At 47.5% G+C, this 1858-nt stretch carries 3 protein-coding genes; all 3 read right to left on the reverse strand.

Annotated features, from left to right (window positions below):
* Positions 1-169 precede the first annotated feature (169 nt).
* Entirely contained in the window at positions 170-310 is a 141-nt protein-coding gene (locus RMO52_RS23160; protein ID WP_309739379.1) for a hypothetical protein, read from the reverse strand.
* A 113-nt stretch (positions 311-423) separates the two neighbouring features.
* Positions 424-1095 carry an HAD-IA family hydrolase gene (locus RMO52_RS23165; RefSeq protein ID WP_310419040.1) on the reverse strand — a complete coding sequence of 224 codons (672 nt, stop codon included), beginning with the start codon at positions 1093-1095 and terminating at the stop codon, positions 424-426.
* A gap of 39 nt (positions 1096-1134) precedes the next feature.
* Positions 1135-1858 (reverse strand): tRNA epoxyqueuosine(34) reductase QueG (gene queG / locus RMO52_RS23170; protein ID WP_310419043.1); only part of this gene is annotated, 724 nt, incomplete at its 5' end.

The raw sequence follows: 1858 nt of genomic DNA on the forward strand, positions 1-1858 counted from the left end.
ATTTAAAAATCCCCCCCCCTTCCCCCCCCCCCCCCCCCCACTGTCTTTTTTTTTTTTTATCCGGGGGCCCCCCCCTAATAAACACGCCGCTCCCAAGCTTGGGAGAGGGGAGCCAGAGCCGGAGGCGAAGGCGGGGTGAGGGCGACGGGATTTCGGATCCAATCATCCTCTAATAATCATTATCGGCAACACATAGCCCTTTACACTTAATCCCATTCGTAGCAGTACGGAGACAGTGAGGACAGAGCACTTTTTCGGCTGGTGGTGGCGTGGTACTTGCTGGTGGTGTCGGCTGTGGCGGCTGGTTCAATGTCAATATAAATTTGGACTAAGGATCGATACTCTCATTTTAAATATCGATCTTTAGTATAAATACCAGGATTGAGATCGGCAATCCCCCGCAGACCTAATTAGCGCATTCGATTATGAACATGCCAGTGGCGTGGATGTGGGTGGATAAAACCGGGCGAGGGCATTTATCAGTGCTAACGGCTTGGTAATCAGTAGATCTGGCTGTCTATCGATCAGAGCTGTGGGCGCATTAAAACCCCATCCGACAGCAACAACGCGGATTTCGATCGATCTAGCCGCTTGAATATCGCGAATTTCGTCACCGATATAGATCGCGTCGGATTTAGAACAATGATACTGCTTGAGCAACTTCCCGATCGCTTTACCTTTACCAAAAGTAGACGCAGTATTGACGAAATCAAACAGATGTTCGATCTGATTTTGGCTTAAAAGCGACCTAATGTTTGCCTCGGCATTGGAACTAACAATTCCCAATCGATAACCCTGAGCTTTGAGGGTATTGAGGAGTTCGATCGCGCCGGGAAACAATCTCACATTCCGCACTTCGCCAGGGAACTCTTCTTTAACGCGCTTGAGTAAAAAGGGCAGCTTCCACAGGGCAACTTTGGAAAGTTTGATAATTTCCCACGAGCTAAGATATTTGAGACTTGCTAATTGCTCATCACCAATCTGCGAATAACCGAATTCCGGTGCCAATCGGTTGCTGATTCGCATTAAGGCACCCAATGTATCTGCTAGGGTACCATCAAAATCAAAAATGATGAGTTTAGAATTGTTAAGCATTTGTGAGAAGCCGATACCAGTTTTAAAATTGTAATCTAATTAACGTTCGATTGCGATCCCCAGATTGTGAAGATTTGCGCTGGCATTGCGTCGCCACATCGCTGGCTTTATTCTACGCAATGCTGAGGCTCTGAAGCTGCGATCCCACGCCTCATCGGCGAGCGATCCCAACTCGGTTAATGTGCGATCGAGATTACAGGGATCGGGCTGAAAATCTGCTATATCGGTCGGCTGGGCAAATTTCTGATTCCACGGACAAACATCTTGACAAATATCACAACCTGCGACCCATCCTTGCAGATTATTCGCGATTTCCGGCGGTAAGATTTCGGCACGATTCTCGATCGTATGGTAAGCAATACAGCGATTGGCATCGACTACAAAAGGTTGGGTAATTGCCCCAGTCGGACAAGCAGAAATACAGCGCGTACATGTGCCGCAGTGCTGGGTGTGGGGATCGTTAGCAATCAGGGGAATATTAGTGACAATCTCACCTAAAAATATCCAGGAGCCATATTGACGATTGATGACATTGCCGTTTTTCCCAATCCAGCCGATACCCGCAGCTTGCGCCCAAAATTTATCTTGAATTGGCCCGGTATCGACGTAATAACGTGCTTCAACATTATCGAATGTTTCAGTCAACCAACTGGTGAGTTGTTTGAGTTTTTTGGTTAAGACTTTATGATAATCTCGCCCCCACGCATAACGCGCGATTTTGGCATGGTTGGGGCTGTCAGGACGTTGGTGGGGAGTGTAATAA

Source organism: Chamaesiphon sp. OTE_8_metabat_110, from assembly GCF_031382685.1.
Classification (GTDB): domain Bacteria; phylum Cyanobacteriota; class Cyanobacteriia; order Cyanobacteriales; family Chamaesiphonaceae; genus Chamaesiphon.